The following is a 20,385-nucleotide window of genomic DNA, read 5'->3' as shown; positions in this document are numbered from 1 at the left end:
CGGGCGGAGATCGCTCATCGGGCGAGGATCTTATCTACGAGTTCGGTGCCATACTTGTCAGTGAAGATTGCATAGGCAGGTTTGGCCAACTTGGCAAAAGGTGCTTTGTCAATTTCGGTGACGACTTCCATGCCATTTTCACGCAAAAGGGCAACGCCTTCATTTTCAAGGCGAGTGACTTCATCTCGCGTTGTTTTTACGGCTACCGCTGCGGCTTCATAGAACCAGTTTTGTTCCGCTTCAGAAAGGCTATCCCAAAGAACCGGGGACACCATAATGATGGACGGGGAATATACGTGACCGGTTAAAGTCGCATATTTTTGGACTTCCCAGAATTTGGCAGCAGAAATAACCGTGACCGGGTTTTCTTGGCCATCAACAACACCTTGTTGCAGTGCGGTGAACAACTCAGGGAACGCCATTGGTGTTGGTGCCGCACCCATTGCTGTGAAGGCCGCCATATGCATCTGATTTTCCATCGTACGCAGTTTTAGCCCTTTAAGGTCGGCGGGTGTTTTCACTGGGTGTTTGGAGTTGGTGACATGGCGGAAGCCATTTTCGCTCCAAGCCAATGCTTTCAGGTCGTTTTCGCTGACTTTATCAAGCAGCGCCTGACCAATTTCACCATCAAGTGTGCTGCGTGCATGTTCGTAGTCGCGGAACAAGAACGGCAGATCAAGTACATAGACTTCCGGTACGAAGTTACCGAGTGGGCCGGTCGAAGATATGACGAGATCCAGCGAACCAATCTGCAGGCCTTCAATCATGTCGCGTTCACCACCAAGGGCGCCAGCGGCAGCTTGCCGACCTGTAAATTTACCGCTCGACAGGTCTTCAAGTGTGTCAAAGAAAGCTTCAACGCCAACACCATAGTGTGATGTTTCGCTTTGAGTATGGCCCATGACCAATTCAGTTGCCTGCACTGGTCCAACAGAAAGAGCTGCTGCGACGAGGAATGATGAGAATACGTGTTTCATAGGTTTTTCCTCCCTATAGTTGTGAATATTTAATGCTGGCAGGTCTCCTCCAGTCAGCACGTCGATTTTATATAGGCTCGAATAAGCTCATCGAAGCTGGCATCGGAGCGGAAGCCCAGTGCTTCTGCGCGCGGTGTTGTGATGCCGCCGGGCCATGTGCCTACAATGGCTTCAATTTTGGGATCTGGATCATCTTTGACCAGAGCGGCCGCGTCTGGACCGACAATTGCACTGAGGCGTTCGATCATTGCTTCAACTGAGATACTGAGGCCCGGTAATGTGATGGTTGTTTGGTTGCCAATCGCATCCTGCTCTAAACCAATGGCATGCAAAACCGAATTCACCGCCATGTCTGGTGAAGCAAGGTAGAGCTGTGTTGAGCGCGGCACCGGTAAGCGAGCTTCCTCTCCCGAAATAGGCTCACGAATGATGCCGCTGGCAAAGCTGGACGCTGCACTATTGGGCTTTCCGGGGCGCACAGAAATGGTTGGGAAGCGAATGGAACGACCAAACAGGAAATTCTTGCGGCTGGCATCTCTGACAAGATATTCTCCGATGACTTTTTGAGAGCCATAGGAAGAAAGAGGCATTGGTGGACGGTCTTGATCGATGACTTCATTGTTGCTGCAGCTGAAAACGGCAAGCGAGGAAGAGAAGACAAAGACAGGTGGCTGGGGTCTGGTTCTGCAACAATTGATCAAAGCGACCAGAGCATCAACGTTGATCCTGATGCCCAACTCAAAATCGGCTTCGGCTGCGCTGCTGACAACAGCGGCTAGATGGACGATAACATCGGGAGAAATCTCCCGAATTGCATCTTGTGTTTCCGCCGCGGTCAGATCACCAACAAGGGGCTCCACAATCGTAAACTCCGATGCGAGCTTATCGACGGCTTCCGCGGCGATATCACAAGCAAAGATCGTCTTGATTGCCTTTCGGGAGCCATTGACTGCAATTGTTCCTTGATTAACCAGCTCTCGAACAACCCTTTGACCAATGAAGCCTCCTGCTCCTGTCACCAATATCTTCATTTTCATAACCTTTATATTTTGCAGCACTTGCCACGCGATGGGAGGCTTCTCTTTAAATTTCAGGAGTCTCTCATGAGGGATTTTGTTGTGATGTAGACATTTTGCAGATGCTCGGCGAAGGCCTGACTGGCAGCATCTGGGTCACGTTTCTTCAGTCCAGCGAGAATTTTTTCATGCTCGCGACAGCTGGCTTCGATGACGCTGGGAACCGCAACGATTTTCCGTCGCCGAGCCATTTCATAACCGTAAAGATCAAAGACAAAATCAGCGAGGATTCTGTTGCCGCAAGATTCGTAGATTGAAATGTGAAAGCCTCGGTCACTCACTAGGAACCGTACAGGATCGTTGATCATTTTATACTGAGCGGCAAGCATCTCTTCGAGCTTAGCCAGTGTGTCGTCGTCGATTCTTTGCGCTGAACTTCGGATGACATCAACTTCCATTGACATTCTGGCAGCATGGATCTCTTCAATATTATATTCATTGATTGGGCGAACCCGCCGTGTCTCTGCCTCTACTTGATCGGAGATCACTCGTGTTTTGACACCTTGAGCAATTTGCACGATGCCCTTGGCCGAAAGAAGCTGGATACCACTGCGGATACTTGAGCGGCTCAAGCCGAAGGATACCGCCAACTCTCTTTCGCTTGGTAGATCATCGCCGATGCTTAAAACACCTGTGGCTATGAGCGAAGATATTTTCGAGGCGACCAAATCTCGCGCAGAAGATGGGCGCAATGCTTCTTCAAATAGGGGAGGGACGTTATAAGATTTGATCATAGCTTTTGGGGCTCTGGTATGCTGGTATGACTATCGTACCAGTTAGCCTACGAGTAGATATGGAAGCTGTCAAATCATTTAGGTGCTGAGTCACCACCAAAATGTCGCATCCCTTTTTTTGTTGAGAAATTTAGAAATTAATTATTATATTCAATTGCTTAGTATTTTTAGAATGGGTAGCCAACTTGGCTGGGATGAATAAACTGCGAATATCGCGCATTTCTCGCAATCACAATGTGTCGTTTCTTATTTTGCAGCATAGCCAAACAGGCTGCTCTGGAAATCGGATATCTTTATCATAAGAAGGCTTCTAATTTGCAGGCCAAAACCTTGCACATCGTCCAAATTCCGATCATCAAGCCGACACATCAACTTCAAATCGGCTGGTGATGCCAATCAGACAGTGTGAGACAAACATACCTCTGATGGCCAATCGTTATGTCTGTAATGACAAGGCAAGCCTGATGGCGCCAGTCTCTCTTTGATAAAAACGGGTCGTTCAAATCAAACGCTCTTATAAAAACATGGTTTAAGAGACAATCGATGCTGGTCATGAGCCGAATTGCTGCGGGAGGCCTTTTCAAGGCACCGCTAAAGACTCGCCTGCTTTTGGCGTGCGCGCCTCCATAACTATTCATGTCTAATTGTTTCTGATTTATATTTATGATATACGTGGAAACATTAAAATTTTAACGATTTAGTCATTAATTTATCTTCAGAAGGCGATTGTCATGAAAATCAAACATTCATTTTTCACCATCGCTCTTGCTCTCGGCCTGAGCATCGGCGCACTGCCCCTCAGCGTACCAGGAACGTCTCTAGGTATATCGACCGTATCAGAAGCTCAAGCGCATCGCATTGGACGGCCTCATCGGCACTATCGCCGTCCTGCGATACGTCACTATCGTCGTCCTGCTCCGCGTCGCTATTATCGCCCACCACCACGCCGCTATTGCAACGTTCGAGCATGTTCCGCGCACTATAGAAGTTTCCGGGCTTATGACTGCACATTCCAGCCCTATAATGGACCGCGTCGCGTATGCCGCAGATGATCATACAAATCGAGTGACGCGTTTAAATCTCAACGGAGAAAGCCTCGCCACCAAGCGGGGTTTTTTGTTGCCTTGACTTGCATCCTGCTCATATTCTGTCAATCGGAGCATAGCTAATGCCGATTGACAGTTTGATCTCAACGGAATAGCGAAGGTGCAGCTCTAAGAAAAGGGAATGGTCGAAGATTTTGGCTGTTCAATGCATGACACTGGATGTGTTGACGCGTGATTGTCCAATTACGTTGGAACCGATGGTACAAAAATGGTTTCTGGAAAAGCGCCTATGAATTCGCCCGGCATTCGATTTGCCGTACCGCCACTTGTTTTTACGCTCTGTTTTGTGACTGCAGGCGCATTGCAATGGTTTTTGTTTAGTGACATCAAATTGCTACCCTTTCTTCCGTTTATGCTGCATAGCGCGTTCGGTTTGATGATCGGCCTTGCGGGGTTTGCATTCATGATGGCTGCCTGGTTCCATTTTCTGTTGATCGGCACCACGGTGACAACCAGCACACCAGTCAACATTCTGGTTGAAAACGGTGCATTTCACTATAGCCGCAATCCCATGTATGTCGGCTTTGTTTCGCTGTTGGTTGCCGGAGCCGTTGGCTTCAATAGTCTGCCTTTCCTTCTTGCTGCAGCCTTTATGTTTGTCTACCTAAGCCAATATATCATTCCTCGCGAAGAGCGATATATGAACGCGGCATTCCCCGAAAGCTACCCGAGCTATTGCCGAAAAGTGCGGCGCTGGTTATAGCTCGCAAATATCATTGCCTGTTGCGGACTGGAAAAATCGAGGGAGCCGATGCTTGCACGGCATAGTGAGCCATGACCCAAAGCTGATCAATTTTGGTTTATTTGGGCCATCACCGTTATTTGCGCAAAGCCTGAGCAAGAGCTTCACCCAATTGACCCATTCCATTTCCTTTGCCTTTAAGGTTTGATGTGCCTTTAGGGCTTGATGGTGATTTTTCTTGCGGCCGCGGAGCTGCTCGGCCACCTCGAACAGGATCGCCAATTTCAGGCGCAGATTTCATCGACAAGCCGATGCGCTTTGCTTTTACGTCCACTGACGTGACCACAACCCTCACGACCTGCCCAGCTTTAACAATCTTCGAAGCATCGCTAACAAAGCTGTCTGCCAACTGCGAGATATGCACCAACCCATCCTGATGAACACCCACATCAACAAATGCTCCAAAGGCGGCAACATTCGTCACAGTCCCTTCAAGTCGCATTCCGGGTTGAAGATCAGAAATCTCATTGACACCATCTTTAAAGGTCGCTGTTTTGAACTCTGGGCGTGGGTCCCGTCCGGGTTTTCTCAGCTCGGCTATAATATCCTTGATCGTGGGTATTCCAAAATCTCCAGAGATAAAATTCTCGGGATTAACATCCTTGAGGCTGTTGTCGTCTCCCATGATTTCTCTTAAGTCGCGACCGCAGTCTGCAACGATCTTTTTAGCAATTTTATAGGTCTCTGGATGAACACCTGAGGCATCAAGCGGTTCTTTTCCGCCTATCACTCTCAAGAACCCTGCACATTGTGAGAAAGCACGAGCGCCAAGCCGTGGAACCGATTTTAACTCAGAACGTTTCTTAAAAATGCCATTTGTATCGCGGTAGTGAACGATGGACTCAGCAAGGGATGGTCCCACACCTGCCACATAAGACAACAATGCTGGTGAAGCGGTATTTACATCAACACCAACAGAGTTCACCACGTCTTCCACTGCGCCAGCCAAGGCTTTTGCCAAACGGGACTGGTCCACATCATGCTGGTACTGACCAACACCAATGGCTTTGGGATCAATCTTCACCAACTCCGCAAGCGGGTCTTGCAACCGGCGTGCGATGGAAACGGCCCCACGCAGAGACACGTCAAGATCGGGAAACTCACGCGAGGCAAATGCGGATGCGGAGTAGACCGAGGCCCCCGCCTCACTGACGACCACCTTAGTCGGCTTTTTGCCATCGATGTTGGTCAATAGCTCCGCCATCAACGCATCAGTTTCACGCGATCCTGTACCATTGCCGATGGCGACGAGTTCCACGCCGTGTTTTTTAATAAGAGAACCAAGCTCCACCAAAGTGCCGCGCACATCGTTGCGAGGCGCATAGGGATAAACTGTGCTTGTATCCAGCAGCTTGCCCGTTGCGTCTACAATCGCAACTTTCACGCCCGTGCGGATTCCTGGATCTAGGCCCATCGTTGTTTTCATACCGGCAGGAGCGGTCATCAAAAGGGCTTTAAGATTGGTAACAAAAATATCGATGGCTTCTTGTTCTGCACGCTCCCTAATCTCTGAAGTCATTTCGGAAACAAGCCGCTTTGCGTATTTTTGCTTCCATGTCCAATCGACGACAGTGTCCAGGAAGGCATTGCCACGGGGGACCTTGTTGTCATTGACGATAGCAGACTTGGAAAATGACACAGCGTCATCCTCAATATCGATATCAAATGACAAATAACCGGCTTCTTCGCCTCGCAGCATTGCTAAAACACGGTGACCAGGGGCTTTGGCCCAGCTTTCCGTGTGATCAAAATAATCAGCGAATTTCTGGCCCTCGGCGTCCTTGCCCGAAATGACCTGAGCTTTCAGCCGAGCCGACTTTTTCACAACGGGGCGGATTTTTGCCGCTGTATCGGGATGAAGGGAAAATCTTTCAGACAAGATATCGCGGACACCAATCAACGCCGCTTTAACATCCTCGATTTTTTCACTTATATAGGATCTTGCCATTGTGTTGGGATCATGCGCAGGGTGCGCCAAGATAGCATCAGCAAGCGGCAACAAGCCGTTATCAATTGCTTTCTGTGCTCTGGTTTTTACCTTTATGCGGAAGGGGGCGTTAATGTCTTCGAGTTCGGCCTTTGTTGTTGCCTTGTCCAAACGAAGCGCGATGTCCTTGGTTAGCTTCCCCTGTGCTTCAATCGCTTTTTTTACGGCATCCCGCCGCTTTGAGAAGTCACGCAGATAAATAAGGCGCTCATCCAGCTTGCGCAGCTGAATATCGTCAAGTCCTCCGGTCACTTCTTTCCGATATCGCGCTATAAAGGGAATGGTGTCGCCATTATCGACCAGTTCGACGGCCGCGATGACCTGTTTTAACTGACAGCCAATTTCAGCGGCGATCACAGAGGCGATGGACATTTCAGCGGTCAAATTCATGACAAATACCTTACATTTACGACAAGCTGATAGTGATGCATTTATGCGCCATAGGAAAGCTTGTTAATTTCGGCCATCAAAGACGTTCCGGTGATGGGTCAGCCGCCAGCGATATCGTCGTAATCCCCCACACGCATGTAGGCAAATTCTCGGTAGAGCTTGATAGTGGGGCGTAGCCCAAATAGGACAGAGCCGATAAGGAAAAACCAGGTCCCAATGTATGTTGTCGTTTCGCTGAAAAACAAGATGCTACCAATCACAAATAGTGCCGCTGCCGAAAAATCGACGAGCGTATAGGCCAATTCGCAATAAGCATAAATTCTCTTATGCTTCTCGCTGCGTACGTGGTTGTCGGGGCTAAATAACGTCATGGGCAACTCCTTAAGCAAGGCCGGGCAGGACTGCTTTGACACCGGCCACAATCATTTCAACTGCGATTGCAAGTAAGATCATACCCATCAACCGGGTCATGATGACCCGCATTGTGTCGCTAAGAACTTTTCCAAAGAAGGATGCAAAGAACAGTGCCACAAATAGAATGGCGAGGATGACAGCAACGACGCCGCCGATGTAGATGAACTCTTTAATCCCCTGGGTATGCCCTGCATAAATGATCAGTGTCGCAATCGTTCCTGGCCCGACGATCATTGGAAATGTGATCGGATAAAAAGCGAGCCCTGACAAATCTGCCATATGTTCCTTTTCACCGTCGGTTCCGTGATGCGAGGTGATGTCCTGTCCATTGAGCATTGACCACGCGATGTGGGCAAGCACAATGCCTCCGGCAATCCGAAACAAATCAATCGAAATACCGAAAAAGCCAATGATTTGTTGACCTGCAAACAGAATGACTGCGCACATAATTGCGGAAAACAGGATGACTTTGACAGCTAGAGTGCGTTGCTGCACCACTGAAAACTTAGTGGTTAGAGCTAGGAAAAGCGGTAAATTGACGAAGGGGTTCATGATTGCAAAGAAGGCACCAAAGGCCTTGGTTAGCTCAGCAGAATCCATGAAGTTTCTTTCTATTTTTTAGTGAAGATCGGCCTTCGTTCGGGAGCACGTCATAATATGAGGTTCAACTGGCCGAATATATGGGACCCACAGTACAAGCGAGAACTCTAAGTTTTGGTCAATTTATTTTCAAAGAAAAACAAAGGCGTGTATGCGGACGGCCCATTAGAAGACCATGGAGCATGCAAACGTCAACATTAAATCTGGGTTGGTTTGGTCTTAGGAGCGGACCTCGTTGTGGTCTTGCATAAGCTCTGATTATACCCACGCAAAACCGCAACGAACTCAACAGCGTTCGTTGCGGTGCAACTTTGCTTGTTGACACAACAAGCCTCATCAAGACATTTCAGACCGCCGTGAGCAAATGCATTAGAACGGTCCACAACAAATAGAGACCCGAATAGGCAATCACCGCGCAACCATCGGGTGACAGGCGGGACGTTTGCGTCCGGCCTTTAAGGGTCGGACGCTTTTGTTGTCGATCTATTTCTTTGAAACAGATTTGAAGTCATAGAAAAATCCCGCGGGATGGACCCGATAACCGGATACATTGGCCTTGGAAGCGGTAACATAGATCTTGTGCACCAATGGGATGATTGGCGGATCTTGTTGCAAGATGTCCTGCGCCTTGGCATAAGTCGCCATGGCTTCCTCACCCACATCGAGGGTCCGCCCCTTGTCGACAAGGGCGTCAAATTTGGGGTTGGACCAATTCTGGTAATTTAGACCAGCCTTGGAATGGAATTGGGATTTGAGATGCAAGTCGGGATGTCCGGTCATTTCTGGGGTCCAGAAAACAACTGAAACATCATAATCTCCCTGTTTGACCAAATCGAGCATACCGCCCCAAGTATACATTCCGACAGTGGACTGAATGCCATGTTGAGCTAGAAGTGCCACCATGGTTTCAGTGATAGTCGCCATTTCGGCGCGGCTGGAATAGCTCAGAACACGCAGATTCAGCGGCTTGCCGTCCTTGGCCCAGATGCCATTGTCCTTTGCATAACCGGCTTCTGTCAGCAATGCTTCGGCCTGAGCCACATCGACACTGAATGGGGTGATATCCTTGGCATACCACGGGAAGTCTTTAGGGAAAAAAGCCCAAGCCGGTTTGCCAATACCGTCCAGCGCTCCTTTTACCAGAATATCGCGATCAACCAGCAGGTTAATGGCTTTACGAACACGCACATCATGCAATGGACTCAATTCACCGGCATTGAAAGCCCCATAATAAAGGCCAGCACTGGGCGCCATGGATACGGTGAAGTTTTCGTCCGCTTTCAAACGGGTGACATCGGAAGGCAATAGTTGCACAACAAAATCAACTTCGCCTGTTTCAAGAGCCAAAGCGCGTGCATTGTGGTCTGGAATATAACGATAGACAACTTTGTCCAATGCTGGCGCTTTGCCCCAGTAATCGTCAAACCGTTCCACGGTGGTGTGATCCTGCTTGGCATATTCTTTGAATACCCAAGGTCCCGTTCCGACAGGTTTTACGAATGCCCCCTCGGCATCAAAAGAAGACTTCGCATAAATCACGGCGATTGCGTCAGTGAGCTGATTGGGAAGAGCAGCGAATGGTTCTGTTGTCTCGATCTGCAACTCAAGGGGCGAGACTGGCGTGATGGTCTCGATATTCAACAAATCTGCCGCATATGGCAGCAGAGCAACCACGCGTTCGAGGGAAAATTTGGCTGCGGTCGCATCAAAAACTGTGCCATCATGGAACTTGACCCCATCGCGCAGTTTGAAGCTCCAGACTGTGGGTGAGAGACGATCCCAAGACATGGCAAGGCCCGGGACCAGCTTCATGTCATAATCAAGCTTGATCAGCGTATCCAGAATTTCGCTTTCATTGAAAAAACGACTGCGCCGCGGCTTCATGGATAGAGGGAATGCTTCCCACATAGTGGCCACGGTCAGCGTGTTTTCTTCGCTGGCATAGGCCTTTTCGGCGGTCAGGATCTGCGGCAACAAAACAGCGCCTGCCATCATAACAGCAAATGCTGTTCTGCGGAGCGAGCGGATGGTGAATGACATGGATTCTCCTTTAATTAAGGTGGTTTGTGCGCGAACCGCGCAAATGGTCCCCCAGGGCGTCGCCCAAAAGGTTGACCGCTATGACAAAGCTCATGATGGTTAGGCCGGGAGCGAGAACAAGACGGGGGTAGGCACGCATATGACTGCGGGAATCTGCGATCATGCGCCCCCATTCCGGGGTGCCCGCTTCAACACCCAAACCCAAAAAACTGAGACCAGCAAATGCCAGAATGACCCAGGAAAGCGAGAATGTGCAGAGCGTCAGAATGGGTGCGGCTATGTTGGGAAACAGATGACGTCGCAAAATCGCAACAGGGCGAACACCGAGGGATTCTGCGGCCATAACATAAGCTTTTGACCGCTCGACAATGACAATGTTGCGGATCAGTCTGGCATATTCGGTCCAGTGGACCGCTGCGAGTGCCAGTATAACGGCCTTTAGCCCAAGGCCTAGAATACCGGCTATTACCATCGCAATTGCAAGAGCGGGCAACACGGATATGCCCTCGCACAAGCGCATCAGAAGGCGATCAGGCAAGCCGCCAAAATAGCCTGCGATGGCCCCGGCGCAACAGCCAAGCACTACGGAGACGAACACCACGCAAAGAGCGGACAATGTTGTTAATCTCGCGCCAAACAACAGACGTGATAAGACATCTCGCCCCATTTGATCTGTACCCAGCCAATGGCGGGCCGAGATTGGATCAAGCCGCCCTAGAATATCAATGGCGTAAGGGTCGTAGGGCGAAGCCAATGGGGCTAGCAAAACAAAGGCGACCAACCCTGTCAGGGCAAGCGCCAACCAAGGTGCTTTGCGCATTTTTGTTTGTGTGGATGGATTTTGGCGCGTCGAATTCATGGCTACAGAATATCTCGCACGCGAGGATCATAAATGGTGATGACATAATCGATAGCGAGATTGATCAAGATATAGCTTGAAGCAATAACCAGAAAACAAGCCTGAATCAGCGGATAATCGCGATTGAGTAAGGCTTCAACCAACAGGCTACCAAGCCCCGGCCATGCGAACAGAGTTTCAACGATAATCATACCGTCGAAAATCCGCGCGAGCTGTAGGCCCGCGAGGGTCAGGGTGGCGGGAAGAATATTGGGGGTCACATGCTTGAAGAATATGCGCAACGATCCAAGGCCTTTTGCTTTGGCCGTGCGAACATAGTCCTGAGAAGCTTCATCAAGCAATGACGAGCGTATATACCGGACGAGTATGCCGGAGATTGATGTTGCAATCACCAAGGTCGGCAATACTGCATGGGCCAGCGTTGTATGACCAAAACTGGGAAGCCAGCCAAGGGTTAGGGAAAAGAGCAAGGACAGCAAAAGTGCATACCAGAAATTGGGTATGGACATTCCGACAACAGACAGCATTACAAACAGGCGGTCCAAACATCCGCCTGAACGATAAGCACACAAGAATCCAATTGGCAGGGCGATAAGCAAAGCAGTGATCATGGAAAAAATTGCCAGAGAAATGGACCGGCCGATGCGGACGGTTATGTCGGCCAAGACCGGTTCTCCTGTTATGAAGGACGTGCCCAGATCTCCATGCAACAGAGCGCCGAGCCAGCGCAAATACTGTATCGGCAGGGGGGCATCAAACCCTTGGCTGGCTGAAAATCTCGCGACGGTTGCTGCGTCAGGCAAGGTGCCATCCATCTGAGACATAAGCAGGATTTCTGCAAAATCTCCCGGTAGCAGGTGCAATAAGGCAAACCCCACCATCGACATGCACAATAGCAACATCATGGCTTGCAAAAGGCGTTGCCCTAGTTGGCTAATCATCACTGTATATCCTCAGCCAAAGACGATGGCGGCCTTGTGCAGTATTTAACTTGAGTTAAATACTCATAAATAAATCTGGCTGTCTAGCTCTGTTGTGAAAAATATGATTTTAATATTCAACTAATGTGTGGTGGCAAAGACTGGCCGCTCCGAGAGCCGATTGTTGCCAAGCTTTATCCAAGCCTTAGTGTATGAACCGGGATCTATTCCCGATTTGGGTTTTGCTAAACCCGCTGGGCCGTTTCATAGGCTCAACGGGACATGATAACCTAATGTCTTGAAGCATCGAATTTAGCCAACACAAACCATAAGCACGGTCTACATATGGAGCACTTTAAAAAGCTCTTTTGGATTGGTTGCCATCAGTGTGGCGACCATAGTGTGCTTGAAAGCTTGATAACGGGCTTGATCTTCGAGGCTACCTTTGCGTGGCTGGAACTGTTTGACCATCGAGCGGAATTCTTCAGTGATATAAGTTTCAGTAGGCCACAGCGCGATGCGCTTACCATCATAGGAAAACTCAAAATAGAACCGGCCGACCAGCGCTTCAGGGGCTTCCATTGGCAAATCTTCGGTCTTGATTGAGATGTTGGCTTGGTTTGTTGTCCTGCCTCGCAGCACCAACTCAATACAGTCAAGAACGCCCGGGCCGGGGAAACCAACTTGCATCTTTACATTACTGCGGTCGATCAAGTGGTCAGATTTCAGCTCGTCAAAGGCACGCGTGAACATCTGAAACATCAGGGCTGTAGCAATAATTTGATCGGGTCCTGCATAGCGGACCAAATCGGATCGCGTGAAAGAAAGGGGGCAATCTCCATCTACCAAATCGATGCTTGAGGCATGGCGGGCTTCAACGCCATATGGGTTGGTTGTTAAGTTGGTCATCTGGCTACTCCAAAGCGCTCGGTACAATGACCTCACTGAGATCATTGGTTTGTTTCAAAAGATTGTTCGTGCGTAGGACGCTATGTCAGCCTCTATGCAGACCAGCTTTTCCTTTCAAGAACGGTGGTAACATCGGCCCACACGGCCACTATGGGACGCAGGTCCTGATCAGTCCCCTCAGTTCAGCTCTTCATCAGGCTTTACGGCCCTGTCTCGGGCGTCCGCTTAACCCTTTAAAAGCGCCGCGAGATGACCAGAATTCCTCAAAGACTTAATCTTGAGTATTGGATGCAACATATTGCGGTAATTATCCTGAGTCAAATATTCATAAATAATTTTGAACAGCATAAGCAATTGAAATGGTTTGGTTTAATTTTTCATGTGCCATTTAGTCGCATTTTCAATATGAGCGTAAAAACAATTCAACTTGCGTTCGGGATACAAATTTGACTAAATATGATTTTAAAATTCAAGTTTTAAAACCACCCTTCGTAGGGGCGGTAATGGAAGATCTAGCGTATGAGTGCTACCCCTTCAGGTCGATTCTTGTTTTTGAATAATACAGCAGGTGCGTTGCCTGTATTCCTTACCAATCTGGTCCATCATCATTTTGATTGCATCCAGCAATATGAAGCGGATCGTCTGGATTGGTCGTGCTATGACGCCATCATTTTAACGATTCACTCCGATCAACGTCATTTGATGGAATTAGCAGGCCACTTTGATGCTTATTTGAAAAGCGGAGGAACCATTTTCTTTAATGGGCATGTTGTGCAGCGCTTCTTGCCTGAGTTGTGTGCCTTTAAGCCTTTGCCCAAACGGGGGAAATTGGACCTGATGGTACATCGGGAAAAAGAGCATCCAGTATTCGAGGGCATTGACAGCGCGATGCTGTCCTTTCGCAAAGGGGTTTCGGGCTTTTACGGGCGAGGCATGAACCCTCCACCCGAAGGAGCCGAAATCCTCAACTCGGTTGGCCCGGACCATTGGCCCCTAGATTGGATCGCAACCCGTTCCACTGGTGGACGCCTGTTTATGCACGCGGGCAACGATTTCTGGGGGTTTTGGATGATTGGATCTCCGCAGAATTTGCCGATTGTACAGCGATTATTCGACTGGCTAGCCACCAGTTCAAACATTAATTCGTCTGAATCGGTAGCTTAGGATCCATCATGTATATTCAGGAAAATTCAGGGCCTAATCCAGTAATTGCCGCGATTGATGCCGGTTTTTATTTCCACCACCAGTCTTTGCGTGAAGAACCCACCGCGCATTTTTTTGATCACATTGTCTATATCCGCGATGTGCCGCTGACGGACCTGACCCAGTTTGACACCGTGATCATTCCCTGCCGAACCAACGCTTTCCAGCTTGCCCCGCTCTCGCAGCAGTTTGTTGCCTATATGAAAGCGGGCGGTAGATTGGTGGTGATGGGAGAAACATTCCCTGACCGATGGTTACCCGATGTCAATTTCACTGGTATGGACACCAATTTCTGGTGGTGGCTTGAGGCGGGGGCGGATTTGGGTGTTCAGATCGTAGACAAAGCCCACCCGATGGCAGCACATGTCAGCAAGGAGGCAGCAACTTGGCATTTGCATGGGACTTTGGATCCTCTCAATGACAATCAGAAAAGCCTGATCGCGACAAAGGACGGAGGATGCCTGATGTTCGAGGATGTCACCAGTTATGCGCCGGGGCGGCTTGTTGTAACCACGCTCGATCCGTTTTTCCATCACGGCAGTCACTTTATGCCAACGACCACTGTGTTTTTGGAGGCGTTTTTAACATGGCTGTCCAGCGACATCCCTCAGCAGCACGGATGATCGCCATATGCCTTTCCACGACCAGTCTGACGATCCTCCGCGTGATAGACGCCAAATGGCCATGGCTTGGTTGAATGAACGGAATGCGTTCGGTATTGAGGCAATTTGACTTTTGCGACAGCAATGCCGTGAAACATGATTGTTCAACGCGGCTCAAAACTGTTCAATGGGTCTCATGGCTAAAGCCAAAAACCTATCTTTTGACGCATATCTGGCCTATTTTGCCATATATCGAGGCTACGCGTGACAATGAAACCATCTTACCTTGACCGGGTGCCGGGCGGGCGTAATTGTCGACGGGCATCATTGTAAAGTTTGCGGGTTTAACGGGAGAGTGGAATGACAGACCAATTGCGCTGGGGTATTTTGGCGACAGGATTGATTGCCGAGTTATTTGTAACGGATCTGATCGCGTCCGGTCTTCAAGTTTCTGCGGTCGGTTCGCGGTCAGAGGCAAAGGCAAGAGCATTTGCGAACCGCTTCGCCATGGCCAAAGCTCACGGAAGCTACGAGTCTCTTGTTGCTGACCCTGACGTTGATATTATTTATATTGCCACGCCCCATCCCTATCATGCAGCGGGCGCTCGATTGGCACTTGAGGCTGGTAAACATGTATTGGTCGAGAAGGCCTTTACACAAAATGCAGCCGAAGCTGAAGCCATTGCAGCGCTGGCACGAGATAAAAATCTGGTTCTGCTAGAGGCAATGTGGACCCGTTTCTTGCCGCATATGAAACGCATCCGTGACATTATTGATAGCGGCACCTTGGGGACGCTTCGTTCCATTCATGCCGAGCATCGGCAGTTTCTGCCAACGGATCCCAAACACAGGCTGAATGCCCCCGAACTTGGCGGTGGAGCCTTGCTCGATCTTGGAATTTATCCGGTTTCTTTTGCTTATGATATACTCGGCGCACCGTCATCAGTTATGGCAACAGCGCGATTCACCAACACCGGCGTCGATGCGGAAATTGCCATCACGATGAGGCATGCTGGTGAGGCAATTTCCACCAGCGTATCCGCATTGGATTGCGCAGGCCCCAATGAAGCCATCGTCTATGGTTCCAAAGCCCGCATAGAGATTGCCGGTGTCTGGTATAGTCCGACTTCGTTCCGAGTGGTTGATCACAACGGTAATGTTCTGGAAGAGTTTGAACAACAGGTAAAAAGCCGCGGCATGCAGTATCAAGCCTTCGAAATGGAGAGTCTCGTGAAATCGGGCAATCCGGAGTCAACCCTTATGCCACTCAGCCAAACGCTTGCCATCATGCATACACTGGATACCATCCGTGAGCAAATTGGCCTGGTCTATCCCAATGAGATAAAGGCGCCCTGACGTTCAAGGCTCCTTTGGCTCGTTGCTCATTAGCCGGTTGATTGCGTCGCCAAAGATAAATGGCCACTCAAGGAGGATGTAGAGGACGTCGTCTGCAGACATGAACACCATAGAGAGACGCGTTACCTAACCATTTGCGGCCTAATTTGCCGACAGTGATCCAGCTACCGTAACTATTCCGTCATGGACAAGTCTCTTCTTTGCGTTTTCCAAAATCGAGTGATAGCCCTTGAAATGCCAAGAAGAGACCGTCCTCTTAGTCTGAACCAGTTAAGGTCAAGAAGTTCGCTGCCCAAGCAACACCGTTATCACCGCGAAACACAACGCTTACGTGGGCCGTGGTAAGGTTGGTAAGTGTCATCTGAAACCCGGTACGATTTATAATGACTGCGACACCACGCTACGTGTGGCGTGCTGGCTCGTGAGCCTTTTGTGACACCCTTGATGATCGCACCCAAGAAAGCAGCGGGTGGAAACCAGTAGCCATTATATTGGCGATAGCCAGCCCGCCGCTTACTATATCCGCGATGACCATTATAATAATAATAACTATTACGGCGCACAAGACGCGTGCTATCACGGCTTTGCTTGCGGTCCTTCCGGTAATCAATCTGAGTAACACTTGCTTGCCCGTTTTCAATCAAAGGCACAGTGCTTGGTAAAGCCATCGCTGGCATAAAAGCGCTGGCGCACATTGAAACGGTCAATGTGCCAACACAGAGGCTCTTGTAAAACGCATTCATCCGCATTTTTTATTGTCCTGGTTTTCTTGAAGAATAAAACGTCTCCCGATACTTTCGTTGCCTAAAATTGACATAGAAAGAGGGAGGTGACCTAAGGTGTATTCAAGCTTATTAGCCCACGTTCTTTCAGACATGATTTAACGCAGAAGTGTCTCCTGTGACCGATCATGTCATTGGGTCGAGGGCCATTCATTACTTTTCTATCTGCTACCAAACTTATCGGCTCAGTGGCTGACAGCCGGTTGGTTCCAAATGAACCAATTTCAGGGATCTAACTGTTCCATTGGTTGAAATGAAAAAGAAACGCACATCCGCAGATGGACATGCGCATGATTGGCCAATCGCACACATTGTCCATTTATTCTCAAGAATGCAGCATAATTATGGTGGTCTTCTCACGCTGCTTTTCATGTCTTTAGGCGGAATAACTGTCATTTGTTGCGATGGAAAAAGCAATAGAGAAGGGATGTAACGGCCCTGTAGTTCGGGCCATACCTGAAATAGAGGATGCAGGCAGGGGGGTATCTGCCTTCCCATAACAGGACCAAGAAAGGCCGCCATTTGACTGGATGGTGTGGCACATTGGATCGCCGTGTCATGACAGCAAGAAAGAGATGGGCAAACGCAAAATCGCTCATATCCTTAAGATAAGATCTTTTCCGGCGCCCTCATTCTGCGGTGTATTTTTGTGAAAATCGATAAAACAACAGGATAGTCACGCTGCGGAATTCAGCCGCTGTATTTTATACTGTGATGGGGTGAGGCCCGTAATTTTTTTAAAGACCGAATTGAATGTGGACTTGGAGTTGAAGCCGGATTTATAGGCCATATCAAGCAAGGTCATATGCTGACTGTTAGGAGCTGCTATGAGGCCCTTTACGTGATCAATGCGGTAGTCATTAATATATAAATAAAAATTTTTGCCAAGCTGCTCGGATAGGATTTGGGTTAAGTAATGTCTTGGAATACGCAGCTGGCGGGCGAGTTTCTCAATAGTGAGATTCGGATCAAGATAGGGTGCCTTCGTTTTTGTGTAATGTTCCAATCGTTGCAAGTAATCCTTGGCCTTGTCTTCTGTCAGACCGGAGCGTTCATACTTTTCATGAGGCTCGTCATTGGATTTGCTCCGCCCATCCTCTCCAACCCGCTCGATCGTGATGTCAGCGGTACCATTGGCCAAGGCGTCTATTGCCTGATCGGTTGCAAAAATCTGCGTCTGTTTGAGGCCAAAGAAGCTGAGTGCAAAAATGAAGCCTGTGATGACGGGGCCGTGAGATCGGAACCATTCGGGCATGGAGAAAAGGACGGCTATGAGAGGTGTGAGGTAGGCAGCAATGAAGATACAAGTTAGCCAAATGAGCCACTTCAGAGTTATCTGAGTGGTTAGGGATGAGAAATTATCGAGCATTTCCTGACTGTGTCTAAGCAACCGCCAGATGACCACACCAGAGTAGCTCAGGAGCAAAACGATATTGCCAATACCGATCAGTTGAGGCCAGATAGCTCCTGTCTTTTCCAATTCCGCGGTATCTCCAATAAAAATCTTATAGAGAACCACAGCCATGAAGGGAAGAAAGTGAAAAAGATGCCGCAGGGCCAGTTTATTGATGTCACCCGTGAGGCTTTCGACATACAGCCATAGAAAAGGGCCAAGACAGAGAGAATAGGCAAAATCACGATCAAATGGCGCAGGGAGTATATCAGCACCCCTGGCACCCAAAACATTGGAAATCTGAGGCAGTGCAAGCATAAGCATCCAAGCCATCAAAATCTTGTCGCTCAACGTTTTACGTTTCTTCGAGCCGATAAAGACAATGGTAAAGACAGCGTGGGCAATTCCGATGAGTAGAATCTCGTTCATTTGGGCAACATACTGTATCAGGCCGACAATGGCACTCTATCTGCTAAACAAAATACATACCTGGATAGACGGCACAACATTTGAATTTAGGCGAGCGCTCGTTTAACGAGTTTGGGCCTTTGCAAGGGATTGTTACGTCAAATAGCAAAGGCTTACCAAACGGAAATTTTTTGATGGCCTTTTTGAAGGAGAACCCGATGGTGTGATTAGGTGATTTAATGCGCCTAGGCAGTTTATGATCTCACTCAACGACAAATTCCTGTTGTTTTCATAGCAGCGGGTATGCATAATTTAAATATCAAATTAAATATCCAAATATGAATTTAGAATTTGATGGTAAAGATCAAAGGGCGCTTGCCAAGTTTGACAAAATATTGGGTGCAATACGTGAGATGGACAAAAACCTCCAAACCATAGTCCCCTAAGAGTTGACTGGGGTTACAACCTTGAATAGTCCAACAGCTCTCACTGCTTCATGAACGCTCATTTGAAGTAGATGATTGGGTTTCATGAGGTGATGCAGNCCTTGAATAGTCCAACAGCTCTCACTGCTTCATGAACGCTCATTTGAAGTAGATGATTGGGTTTCATGAGGTGATGCAGATGAGTGATGCGACGATAAAGTACAGGGCGCCGGCGTTGGAACGCGGGCTGGACATTATTGAGCTGTTGAGCGAACAAGAAGAGCCGCTGACCAAGAAGGATATGGCAGAAAAACTCGGGCGTTCTGTTAACGAGCTGTTTCGAATGCTCAATATCCTTGAGGCGAGGGGATATGTCGCGATTGATAGCGAAACTGGCAAGTATCACCTGACTTTAAAAACATTCGAGCTGTCAAACAAATCCCCCCCTCTCGAAAGATTGTTAAGCGCAGCGAGCACCGAGTTATCCGATCTCGCAGGCGTCACGCAACAATCCTGTCATCTCACTGTCTTTCATGACGGCATGATGGTTGTCGTGGCAAAACAGGATAGCCCCTATAAAATGGGATTTTCCATTCGGATGAGTGCACGGATTGACATTCATGCGTCTGGCTCAGGTCTTGCTATGTTGGCCTATCAAACAAAAGAACAAGCAAAAGCCATTTTAAGTCAAACGCATGCTTCACCGATAGAAATGGACGGTGCTATGAGCAAGTTGGAGAAGGTTCGCGAGCAGGGCTTCTTTGTCGGAGCCAGCCCTCAAGTCAGCGGCATGACCAACATCAGTTACCCCATATTTAATGCCAAGCAGCAAGTTGAGGGCGTATTGACGATGCCTTTTTTGACGCTTAACTCAGACAGTCTGCATCATCAGGTGGTTAGTTTTGAAGAGTCCCGACGTGCCGTTGGTGCAACAGCAGCGCGATTGACTGCGGCAATCGGTGGCAAATACCCCACCCTATAAGCCTGCACCCGCCTATTTTCAAATAGGGTGAAGGCAATATTTCACATATGAATCTTATAATTCATTATTCAATTTATTTTTCAGAAAACCTGTCCGTTTCCGCGTTCAGATTCAACGGTTGCACTAAAAAATGCGTCACATTTATGCGTTTAATGCAATGCTGTCCCGAGTAGAGTGCAGAGTATAGCGGATAAATTGGAAAAAATTACTAATTTATGGTTTGTATTGGGAGGAAAATACTAAATAGGCATCTTATTTTCTCCAATTCCCCTCTGCTTTTTCAGTCAAATTTTAGTGCAACAATATGAAATTACGAATGTTTTTACATTTCATGTCTGTATGAAAGCCATTATTCATAAATAAATTCATACTTGACTGTTATAATTTATTTATGAATAATTTGAATTGAGAGTTCATAACCCCTTTTTGGACGAGGTAGTCCCATGGCTGAACGTAAACAATATGTCTACACAATCAAAG

At 48.5% G+C, this 20,385-nt stretch carries 18 protein-coding genes; 6 read left to right on the top strand and 12 right to left on the bottom strand.

The window, feature by feature from the left end:
• Positions 1-14 precede the first annotated feature (14 nt).
• The 3 genes from C0081_RS10705 to C0081_RS10695 are packed head-to-tail and all read right to left on the bottom strand — an operon-like array spanning position 15 to position 2,787.
• The gene (locus C0081_RS10705; protein ID WP_101533825.1) at positions 15-977 is read right to left on the bottom strand and encodes a TRAP transporter substrate-binding protein; all 963 of its coding nucleotides are present in this window, start codon (positions 975-977) and stop codon (positions 15-17) included.
• A 53-nt stretch (positions 978-1,030) separates the two neighbouring features.
• Positions 1,031-2,008: a D-erythronate dehydrogenase gene (gene denD, locus C0081_RS10700; protein WP_101533849.1), complete on the bottom strand. Its 978-nt coding sequence runs from the start codon at positions 2,006-2,008 to the stop codon at positions 1,031-1,033.
• Positions 2,009-2,067: 59 nt separating this feature from the next.
• On the bottom strand, positions 2,068-2,787 hold the full coding sequence (locus C0081_RS10695; protein WP_101533824.1) for a FadR/GntR family transcriptional regulator: 720 nt from the start codon (positions 2,785-2,787) through the stop codon (positions 2,068-2,070).
• A 731-nt stretch (positions 2,788-3,518) separates the two neighbouring features.
• Here C0081_RS10695 and C0081_RS23855 point away from each other — a divergent pair.
• Positions 3,519-3,839 carry a BA14K family protein gene (locus C0081_RS23855; protein ID WP_101533823.1) on the top strand — a complete coding sequence of 107 codons (321 nt, stop codon included), beginning with the start codon at positions 3,519-3,521 and terminating at the stop codon, positions 3,837-3,839.
• 283 nt (positions 3,840-4,122) lie between these two features.
• Positions 4,123-4,596: a methyltransferase family protein gene (locus C0081_RS10685; protein WP_180966839.1), complete on the top strand. Its 474-nt coding sequence runs from the start codon at positions 4,123-4,125 to the stop codon at positions 4,594-4,596.
• A gap of 115 nt (positions 4,597-4,711) precedes the next feature.
• On the opposite strand, the gene C0081_RS10680 is transcribed toward C0081_RS10685, so the two are convergent.
• The 7 genes from C0081_RS10680 to C0081_RS10650 form a co-directional block, all read right to left on the bottom strand.
• A complete protein-coding gene (locus tag C0081_RS10680; protein ID WP_101533848.1) occupies positions 4,712-7,006 on the bottom strand; it encodes a Tex family protein in 2,295 nt (764 codons plus the stop codon).
• A 104-nt stretch (positions 7,007-7,110) separates the two neighbouring features.
• Positions 7,111-7,383: a YrhK family protein gene (locus C0081_RS10675; protein WP_101533821.1), complete on the bottom strand. Its 273-nt coding sequence runs from the start codon at positions 7,381-7,383 to the stop codon at positions 7,111-7,113.
• A gap of 10 nt (positions 7,384-7,393) precedes the next feature.
• A complete protein-coding gene (locus tag C0081_RS10670; RefSeq protein WP_101533820.1) occupies positions 7,394-8,026 on the bottom strand; it encodes a MarC family protein in 633 nt (210 codons plus the stop codon).
• A 483-nt stretch (positions 8,027-8,509) separates the two neighbouring features.
• Positions 8,510-10,066, bottom strand: coding sequence for an ABC transporter substrate-binding protein (locus C0081_RS10665; protein WP_101533819.1), 1,557 nt, complete (start codon positions 10,064-10,066; stop codon positions 8,510-8,512).
• A gap of 10 nt (positions 10,067-10,076) precedes the next feature.
• Positions 10,077-10,925: an ABC transporter permease gene (locus C0081_RS10660; RefSeq protein WP_101533818.1), complete on the bottom strand. Its 849-nt coding sequence runs from the start codon at positions 10,923-10,925 to the stop codon at positions 10,077-10,079.
• 2 nt (positions 10,926-10,927) lie between these two features.
• Entirely contained in the window at positions 10,928-11,866 is a 939-nt protein-coding gene (locus C0081_RS10655) for an ABC transporter permease (protein ID WP_101533817.1), read from the bottom strand.
• A gap of 318 nt (positions 11,867-12,184) precedes the next feature.
• Positions 12,185-12,754 carry a hypothetical protein gene (locus C0081_RS10650; RefSeq protein ID WP_101533816.1) on the bottom strand — a complete coding sequence of 190 codons (570 nt, stop codon included), beginning with the start codon at positions 12,752-12,754 and terminating at the stop codon, positions 12,185-12,187.
• Positions 12,755-13,273: 519 nt separating this feature from the next.
• On the opposite strand from C0081_RS10650, the gene C0081_RS10645 reads away from it, so the two are divergent.
• The 3 genes from C0081_RS10645 (at position 13,274) to C0081_RS10630 (ending at position 15,915) form a co-directional block, all read left to right on the top strand.
• Entirely contained in the window at positions 13,274-13,918 is a 645-nt protein-coding gene (locus tag C0081_RS10645; protein ID WP_101533815.1) for a hypothetical protein, read from the top strand.
• 8 nt (positions 13,919-13,926) lie between these two features.
• Positions 13,927-14,580, top strand: coding sequence for a hypothetical protein (locus tag C0081_RS10640; RefSeq protein ID WP_101533814.1), 654 nt, complete (start codon positions 13,927-13,929; stop codon positions 14,578-14,580).
• Between the two features lie 339 nt (positions 14,581-14,919).
• Entirely contained in the window at positions 14,920-15,915 is a 996-nt protein-coding gene (locus tag C0081_RS10630; protein ID WP_101533812.1) for a Gfo/Idh/MocA family protein, read from the top strand.
• A gap of 308 nt (positions 15,916-16,223) precedes the next feature.
• Here the strand turns inward: C0081_RS10630 and C0081_RS10625 are convergent, their stop codons facing one another.
• Positions 16,224-16,664: a BA14K family protein gene (locus tag C0081_RS10625; RefSeq protein ID WP_245417921.1), complete on the bottom strand. Its 441-nt coding sequence runs from the start codon at positions 16,662-16,664 to the stop codon at positions 16,224-16,226.
• A gap of 709 nt (positions 16,665-17,373) precedes the next feature.
• On the bottom strand, positions 17,374-18,519 hold the full coding sequence (locus tag C0081_RS10620; RefSeq protein WP_101533811.1) for a helix-turn-helix transcriptional regulator: 1,146 nt from the start codon (positions 18,517-18,519) through the stop codon (positions 17,374-17,376).
• Between the two features lie 603 nt (positions 18,520-19,122).
• Between C0081_RS10620 and C0081_RS10615 the strand changes: the two genes are divergently transcribed.
• Complete coding sequence (locus C0081_RS10615) at positions 19,123-19,905, top strand: IclR family transcriptional regulator (RefSeq protein ID WP_180966838.1); 783 nt, start codon at positions 19,123-19,125, stop codon at positions 19,903-19,905.
• The last annotated feature ends 480 nt before the right edge of the window (positions 19,906-20,385 follow it).

The sequence above is a fragment of the Cohaesibacter celericrescens genome (assembly GCF_002866925.1).
Lineage (GTDB): Bacteria > Pseudomonadota > Alphaproteobacteria > Rhizobiales > Cohaesibacteraceae > Cohaesibacter > Cohaesibacter celericrescens.
The sequence above is the reverse complement of the archived record's forward strand: the minus strand, read 5'-3'. Positions and strand labels throughout refer to the sequence as shown.